This is a genomic window from Priestia sp. SIMBA_032 (assembly GCF_046535215.1).
In the GTDB taxonomy this organism is placed as follows: Bacteria; Bacillota; Bacilli; order Bacillales; family Bacillaceae_H; genus Priestia; species Priestia aryabhattai.
This window is the reverse complement of record NZ_JAWRXD010001161.1, coordinates 1-252: the sequence shown is the minus strand read 5'-3', so window position 1 is coordinate 252 and position 252 is coordinate 1. Positions and strand designations below refer to the sequence as shown.

Annotated in this window: 1 protein-coding gene; it reads left to right on the top strand. The window is 66.7% G+C overall.

Features of this window, described 5'->3' with window-relative positions:
• Positions 1 to 53: 53 nt before the first annotated feature.
• Positions 54 to 252, top strand: a 199-nt coding sequence (locus SB717_RS37955; RefSeq protein ID WP_410908332.1) for a hypothetical protein, incomplete at its 3' end; no start/stop codon positions are given.

The window sequence follows — 252 nt, the reverse complement described above, 5'->3', positions numbered from 1 at the left end:
GCATGAGTCAAGCTCTGGGCGCCCTCGCCTGGATTGGGGTCGCCCTCGGAGCGATGCTCGCCATCCGAGGGGCTCTGTACCGCCAAACTGCGACCACCGCCTTCGGCGTATGTGTCGGTTTCTATTGCCTGACCGGGGAGACCTACACCGCCCTGGTTCCGGAGCACGGTGTCCGCGAGCTGTTGAGCACCTCCGAACGGATCTGGGGTGCCACTTCGGCCGTGATCGCGGGCTGCGCACTGGTCGCCACCC